This window comes from Gordonia amarae NBRC 15530 (genome assembly GCF_000241345.1).
Classification (GTDB): domain Bacteria; phylum Actinomycetota; class Actinomycetes; order Mycobacteriales; family Mycobacteriaceae; genus Gordonia; species Gordonia amarae.
Window position 1 is genome coordinate 1 of the sequence record NZ_BAED01000009.1, and the last position, 19231, is coordinate 19231.

18 protein-coding genes are annotated in these 19231 nt (G+C 67.4%); 9 read left to right on the plus strand and 9 right to left on the minus strand.

All coding sequences use genetic code 11. The features are described from left to right. Nucleotides 1–389: 389 nt before the first annotated feature. Both recG and fakA read right to left on the minus strand, forming a co-directional pair. Entirely contained in the window at nucleotides 390–2627 is a 2238-nt protein-coding gene (gene recG / locus GOAMR_RS02585) for an ATP-dependent DNA helicase RecG (protein ID WP_005182420.1), read from the minus strand. Beyond that, complete coding sequence (fakA, locus tag GOAMR_RS02590; protein ID WP_005182422.1) at nucleotides 2627–4291, minus strand: DAK2 domain-containing protein; 1665 nt, start codon at nucleotides 4289–4291, stop codon at nucleotides 2627–2629. The genes recG and fakA overlap by 1 nt, the downstream gene beginning before the upstream one ends. Nucleotides 4292–4572: 281 nt before the next feature. On the opposite strand from fakA, the gene GOAMR_RS02595 reads away from it, so the two are divergent. Both GOAMR_RS02595 and GOAMR_RS23445 read left to right on the plus strand, forming a co-directional pair. After that, nucleotides 4573–5844 (plus strand): vWA domain-containing protein, encoded by a 1272-nt coding sequence (locus GOAMR_RS02595; protein WP_005182424.1) that lies wholly within the window; start codon nucleotides 4573–4575, stop codon nucleotides 5842–5844. Nucleotides 5845–5970: 126 nt separating this feature from the next. After that, on the plus strand, nucleotides 5971–7272 hold the full coding sequence (locus tag GOAMR_RS23445) for a hypothetical protein (RefSeq protein ID WP_005182426.1): 1302 nt from the start codon (nucleotides 5971–5973) through the stop codon (nucleotides 7270–7272). 77 nt (nucleotides 7273–7349) lie between these two features. Here GOAMR_RS23445 and GOAMR_RS02605 read toward each other — a convergent pair whose 3' ends face one another. Next, nucleotides 7350–7769 carry a DoxX family protein gene (locus tag GOAMR_RS02605; protein ID WP_005182427.1) on the minus strand — a complete coding sequence of 140 codons (420 nt, stop codon included), beginning with the start codon at nucleotides 7767–7769 and terminating at the stop codon, nucleotides 7350–7352. A 228-nt stretch (nucleotides 7770–7997) separates the two neighbouring features. Between GOAMR_RS02605 and rpmB the strand changes: the two genes are divergently transcribed. Together rpmB and GOAMR_RS02615 are read left to right on the plus strand one after the other, a co-directional pair. Beyond that, nucleotides 7998–8186: a 50S ribosomal protein L28 gene (gene rpmB, locus GOAMR_RS02610; RefSeq protein WP_005182428.1), complete on the plus strand. Its 189-nt coding sequence runs from the start codon at nucleotides 7998–8000 to the stop codon at nucleotides 8184–8186. A 148-nt stretch (nucleotides 8187–8334) separates the two neighbouring features. Next, nucleotides 8335–9132, plus strand: coding sequence for an enoyl-CoA hydratase/isomerase family protein (locus tag GOAMR_RS02615; RefSeq protein WP_005182431.1), 798 nt, complete (start codon nucleotides 8335–8337; stop codon nucleotides 9130–9132). Nucleotides 9133–9135: 3 nt separating this feature from the next. On the opposite strand, the gene GOAMR_RS02620 is transcribed toward GOAMR_RS02615, so the two are convergent. The 3 genes from GOAMR_RS02620 to GOAMR_RS02630 form a co-directional block, all read right to left on the minus strand. Then, nucleotides 9136–9816: a uracil-DNA glycosylase gene (locus GOAMR_RS02620; protein WP_005182434.1), complete on the minus strand. Its 681-nt coding sequence runs from the start codon at nucleotides 9814–9816 to the stop codon at nucleotides 9136–9138. Continuing rightward, nucleotides 9813–10334: a gamma carbonic anhydrase family protein gene (locus GOAMR_RS02625; RefSeq protein WP_005182438.1), complete on the minus strand. Its 522-nt coding sequence runs from the start codon at nucleotides 10332–10334 to the stop codon at nucleotides 9813–9815. The genes GOAMR_RS02620 and GOAMR_RS02625 overlap by 4 nt, the downstream gene beginning before the upstream one ends. Before the next feature lie 66 nt (nucleotides 10335–10400). Further along, entirely contained in the window at nucleotides 10401–11435 is a 1035-nt protein-coding gene (locus tag GOAMR_RS02630) for a thiamine-phosphate kinase (RefSeq protein WP_005182441.1), read from the minus strand. Between the two features lie 197 nt (nucleotides 11436–11632). Between GOAMR_RS02630 and GOAMR_RS02635 the strand changes: the two genes are divergently transcribed. Then, on the plus strand, nucleotides 11633–11869 hold the full coding sequence (locus GOAMR_RS02635) for an Lrp/AsnC ligand binding domain-containing protein (protein WP_005182443.1): 237 nt from the start codon (nucleotides 11633–11635) through the stop codon (nucleotides 11867–11869). Between the two features lie 82 nt (nucleotides 11870–11951). Further along, nucleotides 11952–12560, plus strand: coding sequence for a DUF3515 domain-containing protein (locus GOAMR_RS02640; protein WP_005182446.1), 609 nt, complete (start codon nucleotides 11952–11954; stop codon nucleotides 12558–12560). Between the two features lie 21 nt (nucleotides 12561–12581). On the opposite strand, the gene GOAMR_RS02645 is transcribed toward GOAMR_RS02640, so the two are convergent. Further along, nucleotides 12582–13598 carry an NAD(P)H-dependent glycerol-3-phosphate dehydrogenase gene (locus tag GOAMR_RS02645; protein WP_005182449.1) on the minus strand — a complete coding sequence of 339 codons (1017 nt, stop codon included), beginning with the start codon at nucleotides 13596–13598 and terminating at the stop codon, nucleotides 12582–12584. Between the two features lie 174 nt (nucleotides 13599–13772). Between GOAMR_RS02645 and cofC the strand changes: the two genes are divergently transcribed. Genes cofC through GOAMR_RS02660 form a run of 3 tightly spaced genes read left to right on the plus strand, consistent with a single transcriptional unit; the run spans nucleotide 13773 to nucleotide 17701 of the window. Next, the gene (gene cofC / locus GOAMR_RS02650) at nucleotides 13773–14495 is read left to right on the plus strand and encodes a 2-phospho-L-lactate guanylyltransferase (RefSeq protein WP_005182452.1); all 723 of its coding nucleotides are present in this window, start codon (nucleotides 13773–13775) and stop codon (nucleotides 14493–14495) included. Then, complete coding sequence (locus GOAMR_RS02655; protein WP_005182455.1) at nucleotides 14492–16723, plus strand: RNA degradosome polyphosphate kinase; 2232 nt, start codon at nucleotides 14492–14494, stop codon at nucleotides 16721–16723. Before cofC ends, GOAMR_RS02655 begins: the two co-directional genes overlap by 4 nt. Before the next feature lie 6 nt (nucleotides 16724–16729). After that, nucleotides 16730–17701 (plus strand): NUDIX hydrolase, encoded by a 972-nt coding sequence (locus GOAMR_RS02660; protein WP_050942563.1) that lies wholly within the window; start codon nucleotides 16730–16732, stop codon nucleotides 17699–17701. A gap of 107 nt (nucleotides 17702–17808) precedes the next feature. On the opposite strand, the gene GOAMR_RS02665 is transcribed toward GOAMR_RS02660, so the two are convergent. Next, nucleotides 17809–18414 (minus strand): HU family DNA-binding protein, encoded by a 606-nt coding sequence (locus GOAMR_RS02665; RefSeq protein ID WP_005182465.1) that lies wholly within the window; start codon nucleotides 18412–18414, stop codon nucleotides 17809–17811. 203 nt (nucleotides 18415–18617) lie between these two features. Next, nucleotides 18618–19211, minus strand: a complete 594-nt coding sequence (gene leuD / locus GOAMR_RS02670; RefSeq protein ID WP_005182466.1) for a 3-isopropylmalate dehydratase small subunit — start codon at nucleotides 19209–19211, stop codon at nucleotides 18618–18620. Between the last annotated feature and the right edge of the window lie 20 nt (nucleotides 19212–19231).

Consider the following 19231-nt stretch of genomic DNA (forward strand, 5'->3'; position numbering starts at 1 on the left):
CTCGTCGGAGCCGGTATCGACCCATCTACCGTGCGTGACGTGGCATTGGCAAACCACCAGACCGCACGGGGATGCATGTGGGACTATGCAGGACATGCGCAGGGAGGCGTCGACCAGGCGACAGGCAACAAGCCGACTTTCGAGGAAAATATACTTGACCGAAAGTGGTACTCCCTTTCCTACGATCTGACCATCGCTGGACGCTTGGTCCTGGTCAACTCACGCGACCGCTTCACTTGCATGACGACAGTGAAGTCTGCGCACTCTCCAGTGCACACTGCCGTCACTCGCACTTCACACCCCCCCACCGGTCACCGAACTGTGCCGGAAGGCAATCGCTTTCACCAAACTGACGATCCCCAAGATGCCACCGCCGGCACCGTGAGTAACTATGACTTGTCGAGGTAGGCGACCTTCTGGGGAGCCAGGATGCCGTCAACGAGGTCGGCGAGAGGGCGGTGGTCGGCCAGCGGGAGGTCCATGGACACAACCTCTTCGGCGAGCTCACGGGCGTCGGCGATGACGTCGGCGTCGTCGAGGAGCGACAGGAAGTGCAGGGAGGATTTGCCGCCGGACTGCAGCGAGCCGAGCACGTCGCCCTCGCGGCGTTGCTGGAGGTCGATGCGGGCGAGTTCGAATCCGTCGTTGGATCCCGCGACGGCCTTGAGGCGTTCCATCGATTGCGACACCGGATTGGCCGTGGTCAGCAGCAGACACAGACCGGCGTGCTCTCCGCGGCCGACACGACCGCGGAGCTGATGCAGCTGCGACACACCGAACCGGTCGGCGTCGATGATGACCATCATGGTGGCGTTGGGAACATCGACGCCGACTTCGATGACGGTGGTGGAGACGACGATGTCGACGTCACCGGCGCCGAAGCGGTCCATCACGAAGTTCTTCTCGTCGGGCGGCATCCGCCCGTGCAGCATCTCGATGCTGTGCCCGCCGAGCGGCCCTGACGACAGTTCCTCGAACATGTCGAGCACCGAGGTGGTGCGCAGCGCCGGATCATCCTCGATCTTGCGCAGTTCCTCCTCGGGGCCGTCGTCGCCGATGCGTGAGCAGACAACGTACACCTGTCTGCCGGAGGCGATCTCCTCGGCGGCCCGCTCCCACACCCGGTCCACCCATTTGCTGCTGCCCATCGGCACGACGGTGGTGCTGATGGGTTGCCGACCGCGGGGCAGTTCCCGCAGCGTCGAGGTGTCGAGGTCACCGAACGCGGTCATCGCGACCGTACGCGGGATCGGGGTCGCCGTCATCACCAGAAAGTGCGGGTGCACACCATCTTTGCCGCGGCCCCGCAGTACATCACGCTGTTCCACACCGAACCGGTGCTGTTCGTCGACCACCACCATGCCGAGGTCGAAGAAGCTCACCTTCTCCTCGAGGAGAGCGTGGGTGCCGATGACGATGCCCGCCTCGCCGGTCACCACATCCAGGAGCGTCTGCCGCTTGCCCTTCGTCTTCATCGACCCGGTGAGTAGCGCGATCTTGGTGGCGCCTTCTGCGGCGGTCAGCTCCCCCGCCTCCGCGAGGTCGCCGAGCATCGACCGGATGGTCCGGTAATGCTGTGCGGCAAGCACTTCGGTCGGTGCCATGAGGACGCACTGATGGCCGTTGTCCACCACCCGGAGCATCGTGAGCAGCGAGACCAGAGTCTTACCCGAACCGACCTCGCCCTGCAGCAGCCTGCTCATCGGGGCGGTGCTCGCCAGGTCGTCGCCGATCTCGGCCACCACTTCCTTCTGCCCGTCGGTGAGTTCGAACGGAAGGCGTTGCAGCAGCTTGGCTTCCAGCCCATCGGACACCGGCGGGCAGGCCACGGACTGTTCGCGATGGCCGGCGATCCGTCGCTGTGCCAGCACCGTCTGGATCGCGAGGGCCTCGTCGAACTTCAGCCGTTCCCGCGCGGCGGTGATGTCGTCCTCAGTGTCGGGCAGATGGATCTTGCGCAGCGCCTCGTCGGCGGTGAGCAGGCCACGCGACCGGCGCCAGGCATCGTCGAGCACATCGGGTTGCGGCGGGAGCTGGGCGAGCACACGGCGGACCGCATTCCAGATGGTCCAGGTCTGAATCTCGCTGGAGGCCGGGTACATCGGGATGATCGGCCGGTCGAACGCGGCTGTCTCGTGACCTTCTTCGGCGAGTTCGGTGTCGGCCGTGTACATTTCGGCGGCCATCGCCGACCCGACGACCTTGCCGGCGTCCCCGTCCCCGTCGGGAATGACCGCCCACTGCGGATGCGAGAGCTGCACCTGCTCCCGGAAGTATTTCACCTTGCCCGCCAACATGACCCGCGCTCCGGGCTGCAGGGCGCGGCGGATGGCCCGCGGATTGAAGAACGTGGCCTCGACCCGTTGATGGCCGTCATCGACCACCACCTTGAGGAACTGGCCGTGCTTACGTTTCATCGAGATCATCTGCGAGGCGGTGATCGTGCCGACCACGGTGGTCCACTCACCGGCTTCGAGGCGTTCCCGCTGGTCGAGGTGGCCCTGCTGCATGTAGCGGCGCGGTGGATAGCGCAGCAACTCACCGACGGTGGTGATGTTGAGGGAGGCCAGACCGGCGGTGGTCTTCTTATCGAGAAGGACGCCCGGCGAGTCCTGCAACGACACCACTATTCGACTCCCACCTGGATCAGATCGCCCTGCTGCCCGGTCTGGTACACGAGCAGTTCGACACCAGGGTACGACCGCCGCAGGTGTTCGTCGATCACCGCGACGGTGTCGTCGGCGATCTGCGCACCTGCCAGGGCGGTCACCATCTCACCGCCGGTGGCCAGCATCAGATCGACGAGTGCCGTGGCGGCCTCGGACTGCTGGTTGGCCACGACCAGTACGTCGCTGCCGATGAGGCCGAGGATGTCACCCACCTCGCAGGTTCCGGCGAGCGTCATCATCTTGGTGTCGGCGATGGCCAGTGAACCCCAGCGAGCACCCGCGGCAGCCTCGGCCATCGCATAGGCATCGGCGTCCGGCGACTCGGACGGATCGTGAACAGCAAGCGCCGCAAGGCATTGCGTCATCGACAGCGTCGGCAGCGACACCACCGACCGCTGCGGGGACCGCAGTTCGGCCGTCACCGACACCAGGTCGGGCGAGGACATCGCACCGTTGGCCATCACCACCACATGCGCGCTGTCGGTGGCTCGGATCGCGTCGGCGAGCATGTCCGGGGTCAGGCCGTCGTCGGCACGCACCACCGACGCCCCCGCCTCGGCGAACAGTTCGGCGGCACCCTCACCGTGCACGACCGCCACCACCGCACGCTTGTGCCGGGGCGGTGGGCCGTCGTTGACGGTCTGCTTCTTGATCTCGTCGAGCGCGAAGCAGGAGATCCGGATGTCCGACAGGACGCCCCGGGCAATGCCTGCTTCCACGGCCAGACCGGGTTCGTTGGTGTGCACGTGAACCGAGAAGCGTTCTCCCGCATCGCCGGAGCTGTCTCCGACGATCACCACGGCGTCGCCGATCTCATCGAGCCGGGTCCGCAATGTCGCCACATGTTCACCGGCCGCGCCGTCAAGCAAGAACATCACCTCGTAGTCCATATCCGACGACGCGCACGCCTCGTCGGCGGAATGGCCCGGTTCCCCGCCGCCGGTGAGAATCCCGCGATATCGGCGACGCCGCTGCATCGCCCCGGTCAGCACGCCCACCAGCGCGTCGGTGAGCACTAGGAAACCGCGCGCACCGGCGTCCACCACTCCCGCGGACGCCAGCTCGGGCATCTGCTCGGGTGTCCGTTCAAGGGCCTCGGCCGTCTCGTCGGCGACGATCCGCGCCAGGTCGGCCGGCGAATCGCCGACGTGCTCGGCGGCCGTCTGCGCGGCCACCGCGATCACCGTCAGCACCGTGCCCTCACGAGGGTTGCTGACCGCCCGCATCGCCCCACGCGCGGCGAGCCGTAGCCCCGACGAGTACAGCTGGTTGAACGTCGAATCGGGATCGGCGATCAGCACGTCGGCCGCATCGGCGATACCGACCAGCACCTGCGACAGGATGATGCCCGAGTTCCCACGTGCCGACGACACCGCGCCGTCGGCCATCGCGCGGGTGACCACCGCCAGATTCGCGTCGTCGGGGGTCGTGCGCGCGGCGTCGGCGGCGGCCCGCATCGTGAACAGCATGTTGCTGCCTGTGTCCGAGTCCGGGATCGGGAAGACGTTGAGGTCGTTGATCTCCCCCCGCAGCTCGTCCAGTCCCGCGACGCACGCATCGGCCCAGTCGCGGACCACGTGCGGATTCACCGAGGCGACCGGGGGTCGGTCCGGGGTCGTCATCGGTGCACCTCTCCATCTGCCGGCCGTCGGTCACTGTCGCTGCCGACGGGTGGTCTGAGACTACCTGCGCATGCGCCGCACCCTGCCTGTTGGTGGCGGCGGCGCCGGACCGGTTACGTCGTCGATCTGTAGGCGCCCGGTGCGATCGTCCGCCGATCATGCCGTCGAGATGACTCCCGCGCAGCTCAGGCCCGAAATGTCGTAGGCGGATGCAATGCTCTGCGCAGAGTCGGGAGGCAAGCGGTTGCCCCATCCGACCACCGCCCTGAAAGGAGCGCGAGATGAAGTTCTCCGCAGCACTCGACGTCGACCTGGTGGCCTGCGAAGGCGACGACGAGGTGACGGTCCTGCTCGAGTTGCAGGCACCCGACGCCGCCACCACCGACCGGCCGGCGAGCGCCCTGCAGATCGTTCTCGATCGCAGCGGCTCCATGGGTGGGGCACCTCTCGAAGGGGCCAAGCGAGCGCTGGCCGGCACCGTCGCGCGCCTGGCTCCGTCGGATGTATTCGGCGTGGTGACCTTCGACGACTCGGCACAGGTCGTGGTGCCGGCGGCACCGCTGACCGACAAGCAGGCCGTGATCGACCGGATCATGGGCATCCGGGCCGGTGGTTGCACCGACCTGTCGTCGGGATATCTGCGCGGGCTCCGCGAGCTCAAACGCGCGTCGGTTCCGGCCGGTGGTGCGACGATGCTGGTGGTGTCCGACGGGCACGTCAACGCCGGCATCCGCGATGCCGGCGAGTTCGCCGGAATCGCGTCCAAGGCCGCAGCTGAGCGTGTGGTGACCTCGACACTCGGCTACGGCGAGGGGTACGACGAGACGCTGCTGTCGATTCTGGCGCGGGCGGGCAGCGGCAATCATGTGTTCGCCGCAGACCCCGACACCGCCGGCGCGGCCATCGCCGGTGAGGTGGACGGTCTGCTGTCCAAGGCCGCTCAGGCCGTCACGCTCACGGTCACCTGTGGACCGGAGGTGTCGGAGGTGTCCCTGTACAACGACATCCCCACGCACCAGCTCGATGACGGCAAGTTGATGGCCGAGTTGGGCGACCTGTACGCGGCCGAGGAGCGTCGACTGCTTCTGCGATTGCGGTTCTCGGATGTCGGCACATCCGGCCCGGCGCAGATCGCCACATTCGAACTGACCTACGTCGAGACGGCAACTCTCACCGAACACACCGTCACACTGCCGATTTCGGTGAACGTCGTACCCGGCGACGAGTTGTCCGGGCGGATCCGGGACCCGCGGGTGCAGTCCGAACGCCTCTTCCACGACGCCCAGGCCGGCGTTCTCAAGGCGTCTCAGGCGTTCGAGGAGGGCGACATGCTCACCGGACGCCGGTACCTGGCGATGACCTCACACATACTCGACGAGGCGGTCTCAGCGGCGCCTGCTGCCGAAGCCGACCGATACCGTTCGGAAATCGACAACGTCAAGCAGATGTTCGACGCGTCGATGGATTCGAGTTCGTCGCGAATGTCCAAGCGTACGCGCGACATGTACCACCAGAAGAACCGTAAGACCGGTCGTCGCGACCGCGACTACTGACCGGCCGCGCAGCGCCGACAGGGAGAGTCCGAGATCGGCATCCATCTCCGCCGTGCGCGTCTTCGGTACCAATTCATCTACACCGGAACATGTTCCGCACACCTCACCGCACAGGAGGACTCAGCGATGAGCACGAAAGCACCGCGTATCACCGACTTGGACGAGGACTTCGCAGGCGACCCGCTACGGCACCTGGCACGGTATTGCCTGCCCGACCACCTCGTGAACCTTCAGGGTCTGGCGTTTGTCGCCGGCTACAACGTCGACATCTCCAGCCGACTGCTCGACGACGGCGGTCTCACGTACCAGACTGTCGTTCACCGGGTTACAGCCGACGGCGAACTGCACGGCTCCGAGTACATCATCGGGATGGCCGAGTACCACGGTGCAGGTTGGACGATGATCCCGCAGGGCACCGGCACGCTGCCCGATGCCGCGGTGGGAGTCGAAGTGGCCGTCCGCCGGACGCCGATCACCACTCTCATTCGTCGCATCGGCTCCAACATCAACGACTGGGACTTCGCCGATTCCGGCGATCCACAGCAGGATCGGCGCATCCGTGCCGAACACGACGCGCGCCACGCCGGCGGTACCGTCGACCAGATCATCGAGGCGGAAACCGACCATCTCGTTCACGCCCGGCACTCCGACGAGTTCTATGACGTCCGCCTGGTGGCGGTTCTTTCCGGATTCGATGTCGAGGTGAAGAACCGTCTCGTCGGCGATGACCATGAGTGCACCCTGACGGCCCGCCGCGTCGATCAGGACGGCGACCCGGTCGGTCAGGCGATCGTCGTCGTGTCGGCCTACCGGAACGGCGAATGGACCATCGACCGGTCCCGGACCGGCATTCTCGAAGGAGATGCCGCACTGCGCCCGGCAGACACCGGTGAATTGGTGAACTTCCTCTTCGAGAGGATCAACGACTGGGACCTGGCCGACGAATTTATCGAGGAAGACATGACCGTCGACGACGTCACCGAACTGACCGAAACCCAACGAACGGCCATGCGCCGCAAGCTTGCACAGACCGCGAACCTGCCCGTCGACGATCTCCGGGATCTCATCCTCTCGTTGCCGGCTCGCCAGCCGGTCACCGACGAATATGAAGGCCCCTACTCAAGTTCGGCCCCGTACAGTTCACAGCGCGAGCATATCGCCGGCTGGCTTGAGGAATACTCCGGCCGTGGCTACTACAACCGCCAGAAGCCGACGACCAGTTCGAAGGCGTTCTACGGCCGGTTCAAGTGCGCACCTGGATTGCTGTGGCTGGCCGAGGCACTGGGCGAGAACCCGGACACCTGCCGCACCGCGATCGAACGCTCCGCCGAGTCCGGTTCCAACCCGGCGTCGCAATGCGGGGCGTTCCGCAAGGTGGTCTCGTGGCCCCGCATCGTCGAACTCCTCGACGCACGGTTGGCCGGGTAATACCTTTACGCGCAATCTATTCGGAATGCCGGTGCCAAATACCGGCACCTCCTTCCGAATAGATGTCTGCGCGCCGGTCAGCTCACCTGCGCCCGTCGGCTCGGCAGGATGTAGTGGTCGATGGCGGCGGGGCCGGACTTGACGAAGCCGACGGCGATGAGACCGGCGATGAGGGCGAGCGGGAACTCGTAGCCACCGTTCATGGACCAGAGGCCATGGTCGATGTGGGCGTAGAAGATGGCGCCGATCATGTCGGCGATGAGCAGGATCGCCACGAGCGGGAGGGCGAGCCCGACGATCAGGAGAACGCCGCCGATGAGCTCGACCCAGGTGGCGTAGTACGCGGCCAGGTCGGGAGCCGGCACGCCCATCTGGTCGAACATGCCTTTGGTGGCGTCGATGCCGTTGGTGGACAGCTTCTGCCAGCCGTGCATCACGAAGATGTAGCCGAGGATGACGCGCGCCACCAGGTGGGCGCCGCTGTTGATTCCGAGCACTGTGTTCTCCCAATCTCGTCGACAGTAGTCCCGACCAAACAAACGGACCGTAGTCCGCTTCGAGCCAGCGTAGCGGCTCTCACAAGACGCTGCCAACCGGCCGATTTTGTCCCGGCGAGGCAGTCCGGCTATTCTTGCAGGGTTGCCTTGCGACGTTCACGGTGTCTTCACCGTAGATGCGCCCGAGGCAGGAACACCGACCATTCATCTAACAAAGGGAGTTCGAACATGGCTGCCGTCTGCGATATCTGCGGCAAGGGCCCGGGCTTCGGCAAGTCCGTCTCGCACTCACACCGTCGCACCAACCGTCGGTGGAACCCGAACATCCAGTCCGTTCGCGTCGAGGTCGCCCCGGGCAACCGCAAGCGCAAGAACGTCTGCACCTCATGCCTGAAGGCCGGCAAGACCACCGTCTAGCCTGAGCTGACCGACATCGGCGGTCGCCCACACCTCGTGGGCGGGCCGTCGATGTTTGCGTTTGCCGACAACACGACCCGGCCGCCGACCGAGCATTCGCTCGTGCCCGACGGCCGGGTCGTTGTGTGTCCGGGATAGTGTTCTCGCTATGACCGCAACCACAGACGCCCCGTCGGGCAGCCTCGTCACACAGGACGGTCACGTCCTGATCGTCCCCGTCTCCGATCCCGGGGCCGGTACCGCGATGTCCCGCGACACCGTTCTCGACGGAACAGCCGCCCTGCAGGCCATCGCCCGCGGCGACCGCGACGCCCGGGTCCTGCTGCTCATCGGCCATGGCCCCAATTTCTGCGCCGGCGGCAATGTCCGCGCCTTCGCCGCCGCCGACGACCGTCCCGCTTTCCTGCGCGGCCTCGCAGACGACGCGCACGCCTTCGTCCGCGCCATCTACGAAGCCGACATCCCCGTGGTCGTCGCCGCCAAGAAGTGGGCCGCGGGCGTCGGTATGAGCTTCGTGCTGCACGGCGACATCGTCATCGGGGGACCGTCCACCAAACTCCAGCCCGCGTACGGTGGCATCGGCCTGTCTCCCGACGGCGGCATGAGCTGGACGTTGCCGCGCGCGATCGGTGCTGCCCGCGCCCGCAATGTCATCCTCACCAACCGCACCGTCACCGCCGACGAGGCTCTCGCCTGGGGCATCCTGTCAGAGATCGTCGACGACGACCAGGTAGATGCTGTGGCCCTCGAACGCGCCCACAAACTGGCCGCCGGACCGGCGAAGTCGATCAGGGCCACGCGCAAACTGCTCAGCGCGTCCGTCGGCAATTCGCTCAGCGACCAGCTCAACGCCGAAGCCCGGTCCATCTCTGTCCTGAGCGGACAGCCCGAAGGCATCGAGGGCGTCGACGCGTTCGTCGGCAAGCGCAAGCCCAACTGGGGCTGACGCCTACGGCAGCCGCCAGTCGACGGGATCGGCCCCCAGGTCCTCCAGCGCCTCGTTGGCCTTGCTGAAGGGCCGGGAGCCGAAGAACCCGCGACTGGCGGACAACGGCGACGGGTGCACGGACTTGATCACCGGCACATCCGGCAGCCACTCCTCCAGGCTTTGCGCGTCCCGGCCCCACAGGATCGCCACCAACGGCTCGCCCTCGCGCGCGACGAGGGCTTTGATGGCGCACTCGGTGACCTGCTCCCAGCCCTTCTTGCGGTGCGAACCGGGTTCGCCGGGCTGCACAGTGAGCACCCTGTTGAGGAGCAGCACGCCGTTGCTCGCCCACGGCGTGAGATCGCCGTTTGCGGGCATCGGATAGCCGAGGTCCTGGCAGTATTCGGTGTAGATGTTGGACAGCGACCGCGGGATCGGCGAAACCTCAGGCGCCACAGAGAAGCTCAGGCCCACAGCGTGCCCCGGCGTCGGATACGGGTCCTGCCCGACGATCAGCACCCGCACGTCGTCGAACGGATAGGTGAAGGCGCGCAACACATTCGCACCCGCCGGCAGGTACTTACGACCGGCCGCGACCTCGTCCCGAAGGAACTGGCCCATCTGCGTCACCAGCGGCTCAACGGGGGCCAGCGCCTCCGCCCACCCCGGATCGATCAGCTCCGACAGGGGTTTCGGGCTCAATCAAGTCTCCTGAGCTCGTTGCGGTAGAACTGGGCGTTCTCGTAGTACATATCGGCGTTCAGCGTCAGATGCCCTTCCGGCACCTCGTAGCCCTGCCTGATCTTCGCCGGCACCCCCAGCGCCATCTCGCGCGGGCCGACGGTGAAGCCGAAGGGGATCACCGCACCCGCACCGACGATCGCGCCGTCACCGATCACCGAGCCGTTGAGCACGATCGAGCCGGAGGCGATGAGGACGTCGTCGCCGATCGTCGCCCCTTCGATGTGGGCGTTGTGGCCGACGACGCAGCCCTCACCGATCACGGTGGCGTCGACCATCGTGCAGTGGATGACGGTGCCGTCCTGAATGTTGCTGCGGGCGCCGATGGTGATGTTGCCGTAGTCGCCGCGCAGGACCGCGCCCGGCCACACCGACACGCCGTCGCCGAGGGTCACCGCGCCGATCACGGTCGCGTCGGGGTGAACGTACGCGTCCTTACCCAGAACGGGTTCGCGGTCGCCGAGTGCATAGATCGCCATGTCCACGATCTAACCATCGAGACCGCTCACTCGGTTCCTAGGCTCCCGGCACCTCCTGGGCTCCCGTCACTCCTGGGCTCCCGGCCCGAACGACTGCCAGCCCCGCACCGCCCCCGCGGACACACCGTCGACGACAACTCCGTGGCCGGGAGGGTGGACCTCGCCGATGACGGTCCAGCCGTCAGGTACCTGCCCAGGCTGCGCGAACGCGGCCAGCAATTGGTGGTCCTCACCGCCCGCGAGCACCCAGTCGGTCGCATCGACCCCGAGTGCGGCGGCCGCCTCGGCGAGACCGGCCGGCCTGGGCACGGACCCCGAATCGACGGCCACCGAGACACCCGACTTATCCGCGAGGGTGATCAGTTCCTCGATCAGGCCGTCGGAGATATCTGTCATCGCCCGTGCGCCTGCCCGGGCCGCGACCACCCCCTGTGCCAGGTCCGGGCCGGGGACGCGGAACGCGGACACGAAAGCAGGAAAGGTCTCGCGCGGTCCGGGGCGGCCGGACAGAAGGATCGCCAGCCCCGCCGCCGACGCGCCCAGCGGCCCGCTGACCGCCAGCGTGTCTCCGGGCCGGGCACCGCCGAGGAGCACGGGTGCACGGCCGTCCATCGCGCCGAGCGCGGTCACCGTGATGACAATCTGGCTCGCGGCGACCAGATCACCGCCGAGCACGACCGCACCCAGGTCGCGGGCGGCTCCGGCGATACCGCGGTTGATCTCCGTCACCACCGCCACGTCCGTCGACCCAGGGACCGCGATCGACACCACGACCCCGGTGATCCGCGCACCCATCGCGGCGACGTCGGCGACCGACTGCACCACCGCCCGCGCACCGATCTCCCGGGGCGACGACAGGTCGAGCCGGAAGTGCCGCCCCTCAACGATCGTGTCGGTGCTGATGGCGGTGTCGCCCGACGCGGCGAAGACGGCGGCGTCGTCGCCGGTACCCACGACAGTGATATCGGACGCGCCGGCGCCCCGGGCGGCAGACTCGTCGACGGCACCGATCAGTTCGGCGAGTACGGCCCGTTCGCCCACGTCACCGACAGTCCGGCCGACCGGCCGGGACGTGCTCCGGCCGGGAACGGAAGATTCCACAGCTTCTCCTCGCCGGCGCGCTTGAGTCGCGCACACCTGCGTTGTCAGTGACAATATGGCGACAGTGTAAGGGTCGGTACAGCGCGTACCGGCGTCATGCCATGGCGGCAATGCTGCCGGTGCCGGGTGGTCACCACGGCGCCGTCGGTCGGACACAGCGCCGGTACCCTGGTGCCGGCAGAAGACGGAGGACGCGAGTGGTCCAGGCATACATCCTGATCCAGACCGAGGTGGGGCGGGCCGCACTGGCCGCCGCGGCGATCGCACAGATCAGTGGAGTGTCCTCATCCGAGGAGGTCAGCGGCCCCTACGACGTGATCGTTCGCGTCGAAACCACCGATGCGACCAGGCTCACCGACGACATCGTGCCGCAGATCCAGAAGGTCGACGGCATCACCCGGACCCTGACCTGCCCGGTCGTCGGCGCACGCTGACCCGGTCGATGGTGCGATCGGCAGACCACGGCCGCACCCGCGCCGGAGCAGCCCGCCCGCGGCGCGTTTAGCCTTGACGGTTGTGAACGACTCTGGATCCGAGCAGCCCGACGACGGCCCGGTGAGCGAAGGCGGCCACGCGTCCACATCGGGGCCGGAGAAATCCAGCCCGGCAATCACGTCCCACGACCGGGAACCGCGGCGCCTCAGCCCGGCGCTCGTGGCCACCCTCATCGCCATTCCGGTGATGGTGCTGACGTTCTTCGTCGTGGTGGCGGCCCTCAAACCCGACGGCGAATCGAATCCGGTCGAGTCGCTCGCCGCGCCGCAGTCTGATTCGCCCGACTGCGCGAAGCTGGTCGCCGCCCTGCCCGAACGCTTCGACGGGTTCTCCGACAAGAAGACCGGCGACGGGATCGTCCGCTACACCAGTGACGACGGTGACATCATCGTGCGGTGCGGGGTGGAGCGGCCCAAGGATCTCGCACCCACCAGCGCCCTGCAGGTGGTCAACCCGGTGCAGTGGTTCATGACCGACACCCGGGAGGGCTCCGGTCAGGCGTACGTGGCCGTCGACCGCCGCCCCTATGTGGCGCTGTGGCTCCCGATCACCGCCGGCAACGCGCCCATCACCGACGTCTCCACGGCCATCAGCAAGGCGTTGCCTGTGGCCCCGCTCGAGTTCGGCTGAGTGCGGGGGCGCCCCGGCCGATCAGGCGGTGGGGTGGCCGTAGGTCTCCGGCTTGCGGCTGCGGCCGAGCAGGAAGACACCCGCCTCGCGGGTCGACATCCCCTCGTGGCACACCGCCGCCACCGCGTCGGTCAGCGGCATCTCCACCCCGTACTTCTGGGCGAGCGCCCGCACCGAGACACACGACTTGACCCCCTCGGCAACCTGCCCGTTGGTGGCCGCCTGCGCCTCCTCCATAGTCGCCCCCTCCCCCAGCTTGGCGCCGAAGGTACGGTTGCGCGACAGCGGCGACGAGCAGGTGGCGACGAGATCGCCGATGCCGGCCAGGCCCGCGAAGGTCTCGGGCTGCGCGCCGAGCGCGAGCCCGAGCCGGATGGTCTCGGCCAGACCCCGCGTGATGATGGTGGCGAGCGTGTTCATGCCGAAACCCATGCCGCCGGCCATGCCGCATGCCAGCGCGATCACATTCTTGACGGCACCGCCGATCTCGACGCCCACGACGTCGGTGTTGGTGTACGGCCGGAAGTAGCCTGTGGAGAACGCGACCTGCAGTTGCTTGGCGCGTTCCTCGTCGGAGCAGGCGATCACAGTCGCGGCGGGCTGTTGCTCGGCCACCTCGCGGGCCAGATTGGGGCCGCTGAGGACGGCGATCTGCTCGGCCGGGAAACCGCTGACCTCACCGATCACCTCGGTCATCCGCAGCAGCGTGCTGGTCTCGACGCCTTTGGCCAGCGACACCAGAGACGCGGTGGGCTGCAGGTACTCACGCCAGTGGGCGAGGTTGGCGCGCAGTGACTGCGACGGCACCGCGCACACGACGATCTCGGCGCCCGCAAGCGCCTCAGAGACTGACGACGTCGCGGTCAGCGTCTCGGGCAGCACGATCCCCTGCAGATAGTCGGGGTTGGTGTGCGAGGCGTTGACGGCCTCGGCCAGCTCCGGGCGGCGTGCCCACATCGTGGTGTCGACCCCCGCGTCGACCAGCACTTTCGCGGTCGCCGTCCCCCACGATCCGGATCCCATCACCACGGCACGCACACGATGTCCTCTCGCCGGTCCACACACGTTCGGGCGGAGCCGGATTCCGGCCCCGCCATACCTACCGACACAGTAGCCGCCGGACGCCGGGGACCGGGCGGACATCTGCGCGCGGTCCGTTCGGTCCGGGCGGCGCCGTCGCGGACCCGCGCGGTGTCGGCCATGATGGAGGCCATGACCTTGCCAGCCGGCGCGATCCTGGCCGTGAAATCCCTGGCCGGCGCCAAGTCCCGCCTCACCGGCTGGGATGACGAGCGCAGGCGCGCACTCGTGACCGCGATGCTCGCCGACACCATCGCCGCGATCCACGCGGCCGGCTGCACCCGGGTCCTGGTGATCTCGCCCGACCCTGCGGTCCTCGAGGAGGCGGCGGCCTGCGGCGCGGCGGGAGTGCGCGAAGACGGCGACGGCCCCGGCGGACTCAACCGCGCGATGGCCGACGGGATCGCCGCCGCCCGCCGGCGCTGGCCAGAGGTGCGGCGCGTCGCTCTCGTCCAGGCAGACCTGCCCGCCGCCACCGGCACCCAGCTCCGCGCGGCCCTGGCCGCGGCCGCACCGTACCGCCAGGCCTTCGTCGCCGATCGCCGCGGCGACGGAACCGCACTGCTCGTCCGCGACGCCGACCTGGCCACACCGACCCGCTTCGGTCCTGATTCCGCCGCACTGCACCGCCGTGACGGCCTCACCGAACTCGATCCGGCACATACCCTCTGGGCGGGTCTGCGCAACGATGTCGACACCGCCGACGATCTGGACGCGGCCCTCGAACTCGGGGTGGGTGAGCGCACCGCCGCGGTCGTCGGTGACCTGCCGGGTGACCACAGTGCCGCCGACGCCGGACAAAGTTCACCCACCGCACGCCGCCCCGCGCGCGGATGCGTCATGATTGACAGGTGAGCCCTGCCGACGACACCGCAAGCCCCGACAGCGTCAACACACTTCCCTCCGCACCCGTGGACGGTGCGGTGACCTCGATCCCCGGAGCACCGCCGGCGGCGACGCTCAGTCCCGATGAACTCACCGATCTCCCCGACGATCGTTACCTCAACCGGGAATTGAGTTGGCTGGACTTCAACTCCAGGGTGCTGGCGCTCGCCGAGGACACGTCGCAGCCGCTGCTGGAGCGGGCCAAGTTCCTGGCGATTTTCGCGTCGAATCTCGACGAGTTCTTCATGGTGCGCGTGGCCGGCCTCAAACGTCGCGACGAGACCGGGCTGTCGGTGCGTTCGGCGGACGGCCTGTCACCGCGGGAACAGTTGCAGCGCATCGCCGGACGCACCCAGACCATCGCCGACCGGCATGCGCGCGTGTTCCTCGACATGGTGCAACCGGAGTTGGCGGAGAACAACATTCATGTGGTCGGCTGGAAGGACCTGTCGCCACAGCAGCGCGAACGCCTCGTGGAACACTTCCACGAGGAGGTGTTCCCCGTGCTCACCCCGCTGGCCGTCGACCCTGCCCACCCGTTCCCCTACATCAGCAGCCTGAGCCTGAACCTTGCTGTGACGGTGCGGGATTCACCTGAGGGCCCCGAGCACTTCGCGCGTGTGAAGGTGCCCGACAATGTGAAGCGATTCGTCCGTGTCGACGACCTGATCCCCGATCCCGACGCCTCGGACGAGGTGCCCGCGAAGGCTGTCTTCCTGCCCACCGAACGGTTGATCGCGGCCAACCTCGAGCACCTGTTCCCTGGCATGGAGATCGCCGACTGTCACGCGTTCCGCGTCACCCGCAACGCCGATTTCGAGGTCGACGAGGACCGCGACGAGGATCTGCTGCAGGCCCTCGAACGGGAGCTCGCCCGCAGGCGTTTCGGCTCCCCGGTGCGGCTCGAGGTGGCCGACGACATGAGCGAGCACATGCTCGAACTCCTGCTTCGTGAGCTCGATGTCAACCCCGCCGACGTGATCCAGGTGCCCGGCCTGCTCGATCTGACCGCGCTGTTCGAAATCTACGGCGTCGACCGTCCTCAGTTGAAGGACCGCCCGTTCGTTCCCGCCACCCACCCCGCCTTCGGCGAGCGCGAGACACCGCGCAGTATCTTCGCCACGCTCAATGAGGGCGACGTCCTGGTCCACCACCCGTACGACTCGTTCTCCACCAGCGTCCAGCGGTTCATCGAGCAGGCCGCGGCCGACCCGCAGGTGCTGGCCATCAAGCAAACCCTGTACCGCACGTCCGGCGCATCGGGCGATTCGCCGATCGTCAACGCGCTCATCGACGCCGCGGAGGCCGGCAAACAGGTTGTGGCGCTGGTGGAGCTGAAGGCCCGCTTCGACGAACAGGCCAATATCCGCTGGGCCCGCAAACTCGAACAGGCGGGCGTGCACGTCGTGTACGGTCTCGTCGGACTCAAAACCCACTGCAAGACCTGCCTTGTGGTGCGCCGCGAGGGCTCGACGATCAAACGCTACTGCCACATCGGCACCGGAAACTACAATCCCAAGACAGCCCGCCTGTATGAAGACATGGGCCTGTTCACGGCCGCACCGGATGTGGGCGCCGACCTCACCGACCTGTTCAATACGCTCACCGGCTACTCCCGCAAGACCGAGTACCGCAACATCCTGGTGGCGCCGAACGGGATCCGGTCGGGCATCATCGACCGCATCAATGTCGAGATCGAGCGGGGCCGGGCCGGCGACGAGCGCGCCCGGGTGCAGTTGAAGGCCAACGCCCTGGTCGACGAGCAGATCATCGACGCGCTCTACCGTGCCTCGCAGGCCGGCGTGCCCGTCGAGGTGATGGTCCGGGGCATCTGCGCGCTGCGGCCCGGCATGCCGGGGATCAGCGACAACATCGTCGTGCGCTCCATTCTCGGCCAGTTCCTGGAACATTCGCGCATCCTGCATTTCGGCGCCGCGAACGAATACTGGATCGGGTCGGCCGACATGATGCACCGCAATCTCGACCGCCGCGTCGAGGTGATGGTGCAGGTGCGCGACGCGCACTCGGTCGCCGAGATCCGGGACATGTTCGAGTCCGCCTTCGACGCCCGCACCCGATGCTGGGCGTTGCAGTCGGACGGCAGCTGGGTGGCCTCCCCCGCTGCGGGTGAGGAAGTCCGCGACCATCAGCTGCAGATGATCAAGCGGCACCGGCGCAGGCCCGAACGGTCCGCCTGAGCCGCCATGTCGAAGAACACCACACCCGTGTGGGCCGCCGGGGGCGTGCTGTGGCGCAAGGGTTCCGGGGACCGGCCCGTCGAGGTGGGGCTGGTGCACCGGCCCCGCTACGACGACTGGTCACTGCCCAAGGGCAAGCTCAACCACGGTGAGACGCTCGCCGACACCGCGGTCCGTGAACTCGCCGAGGAAACCGGTTACGTTGTGCACCTCGGACGTTGGCTGCGCGACGTCGGTTACCGACTGCCCAAGGGTGACGACAAACGGGTCCGCTACTGGTCGGCACACGCGATCTCAGGCTCCTTCGAACCCAATCACGAGGTCGACCGGGTGTGCTGGTTCCCGGTCGGCACCGCGCGCGAACGCCTCAGTTACCGGCTCGACCGGGAGGTGCTCGACGAGTTCGCCCGGCTCCCCGCCGATCTGCACACCCTGCTGCTGGTGCGTCATGCGAAGGCCGGCAGCCGGTCGGAGTACACGGGCGACGACCGGATGCGGCCCCTCGACGGCACCGGGCGCGAGCAGGCAGCGGCGATGACGGCACTGCTGGCGGCTTTCGGGGCGCAGCAGCTGCACGCCGCGGATCGGCTGCGCTGCAGGCAAACCCTCGAACCGCTCGCCGAACGCCTGAATGTCCCGGTTCGGGACGAGCCCACGCTGTCGGAGGAAAGCTACCGCACCGGTCCCGATGCGGCGCTCGCCCGCATCACCGAGATCGCCACCGACCGTAAGCATGTCCATGCGGTGTGCAGCCAGGGCAAGGTGGTGCCGCCACTGCTTGCCGAATGGGCACGGCTCAGCGAGATCGCCCTGCCCGATGTCGGCAATCACAAGGGCAGCGTGTGGGTATTGACCCTCGACGGCCGGAATCTGGTGTCGGCCGACTACTTTGACAGCCCCCTGCCAGGTGCCGATCGTGCGCCCGACGGGTTCGCCTCGGGCGCTGTGTCTTCGATGACCCCGACCCCTGCCCCCTGAACACATACCTGCGCTGACGCGGCCCCTACCCTGACATGGTCCTGCCCCCGACGGGGGAAGTCCGTCGGAGGCAGGAAGGGGCTGACGTATTCAGACCAGGGCTGTGATCAGCGGGCGGTGCGGCGAGTGGTCTTGGCCGGCGCCTTCTTGGCCGCGGTGGTCTTCTTGGCCGCGGTCGTCTTCTTCGCCGCTGCGGTGGTCTTCTTGGCCGCGGTGGTGGTCTTCTTCGCGGCGGTGGTCTTCTTGGCCGCTGCCGCCGTAGTGGTCTTCTTCGCCGCCGCGGTGGTCTTCTTCGCCGCTGCCGCAGTGGTCTTCTTGGCCGCGGTGGTGGTCTTCTTCGCCGCGGTGGTCTTCTTCGCCGCGGCGGCCTTCTTCGCTGCCGCGGTGCTGGCCGCACTGCCGCGCTTGACGGCCGGGCCGTTGGCCGAAAGCTTCTGCTTTCCGGCGACGACGGCCTTGAACTGCGCGCCGGGACGGAAGGCCGGGACCGAGGTGGCGCGAACCTTCACGGTCTCGCCGGTGCGCGGGTTACGGGCCACACGCGGTGCGCGCTTGCGCTTCTCGAAGACGCCGAAGCCGGTGATGGTGACGCTCTCGCCGCGATGGACGGCGCGCACGATCGTGTCGACGACCAGTTCCACCGCCTCGGTGGCGGTCTTACGATCCGCGTCGAGCTTCTTGGTCAGCTCGTCAATGAGCTCTGCCTTGTTCATGGGGATACCTCCGCAAGCCGTTGTGAACCATGGGAATATGGTCAGCTAACCACACACGGTAAACGTCAGAACCGAAAAGGTCCATCTTCCACACGAATTAGTGAGGCGTGTCCCGAAAGATCAAGGGGTGTGCGGCTTACCGGAAACCGCGTTCAAGACCCTCGGGTATGGCACCCGAAGGTGCCACACCCGAGGCGCTCAGCTCAGGGCCGCAGCGTCGTCGGCTTCCACGACGGACGCGACTTCTCGTACGCGGAAATCGCTTCTACCTGGCGCAATGTCAGACCGATGTCGTCCAGACCCTCCATCAGACGCCACCGGGTGTAGTCATCAATCGCCAACGGCACCACGAGGTCTCCGGCGGTCACCGTCTTATCCTCAAGGCTCACGGTCAGTTCCAGACCGGGCTCCTGCTCCAGACGCTTCCACAGGAGTTCCACATCGGACTGCTCGACCTGTGCGGCCACCAGACCCGCCTTGCCGGCGTTGCCGCGGAAGATGTCCGCGAAGCGGGAGGAGATGACCACCCGAAAGCCGAAGTCGGACAGCGCCCACACCGCGTGCTCACGGGAGGAGCCGGTGCCGAAGTCGGGGCCGGCGACCAGAACCGAACCGCGGCTCCAAGGTTCGTTGTTCAGGATGAAGTCGGGGTCGGCACGCCAGCCGGCGAACAGTCCGTCCTCGAACCCGGTCCGGGTGACCCGCTTGAGGTACACGGCGGGGATGATCTGGTCGGTGTCGACGTTGCTGCGGCGCAGCGGCACACCGATGCCGGTGTGGGTGATAAAAGGTTGCATGTCAAAGCTTTCGGTTGTCT

What these genes read in the sequence shown, in the direction of transcription:
- cofC (WP_005182452.1), top strand. Translation starts at nt 13,773, where the DNA reads ATGACCTTGCCAGCCGGCGCGATCCTGGCCGTGAAATCCCTGGCCGGC.
- GOAMR_RS02625 (WP_005182438.1), bottom strand. Translation starts at nt 10,334, where the DNA reads ATGGCGATCTATGCACTCGGCGACCGCGAACCCGTTCTGGGTAAGGAC.
- GOAMR_RS02665 (WP_005182465.1), bottom strand. Translation starts at nt 18,414, where the DNA reads ATGAACAAGGCAGAGCTCATTGACGAGCTGACCAAGAAGCTCGACGCG.
- GOAMR_RS02660 (WP_050942563.1), top strand. Translation starts at nt 16,730, where the DNA reads ATGTCGAAGAACACCACACCCGTGTGGGCCGCCGGGGGCGTGCTGTGG.
- fakA (WP_005182422.1), bottom strand. Translation starts at nt 4,291, where the DNA reads ATGACGACCCCGGACCGACCCCCGGTCGCCTCGGTGAATCCGCACGTG.
- rpmB (WP_005182428.1), top strand. Translation starts at nt 7,998, where the DNA reads ATGGCTGCCGTCTGCGATATCTGCGGCAAGGGCCCGGGCTTCGGCAAG.
- GOAMR_RS02595 (WP_005182424.1), top strand. Translation starts at nt 4,573, where the DNA reads ATGAAGTTCTCCGCAGCACTCGACGTCGACCTGGTGGCCTGCGAAGGC.
- GOAMR_RS02615 (WP_005182431.1), top strand. Translation starts at nt 8,335, where the DNA reads ATGACCGCAACCACAGACGCCCCGTCGGGCAGCCTCGTCACACAGGAC.
- leuD (WP_005182466.1), bottom strand. Translation starts at nt 19,211, where the DNA reads ATGCAACCTTTTATCACCCACACCGGCATCGGTGTGCCGCTGCGCCGC.
- GOAMR_RS23445 (WP_005182426.1), top strand. Translation starts at nt 5,971, where the DNA reads ATGAGCACGAAAGCACCGCGTATCACCGACTTGGACGAGGACTTCGCA.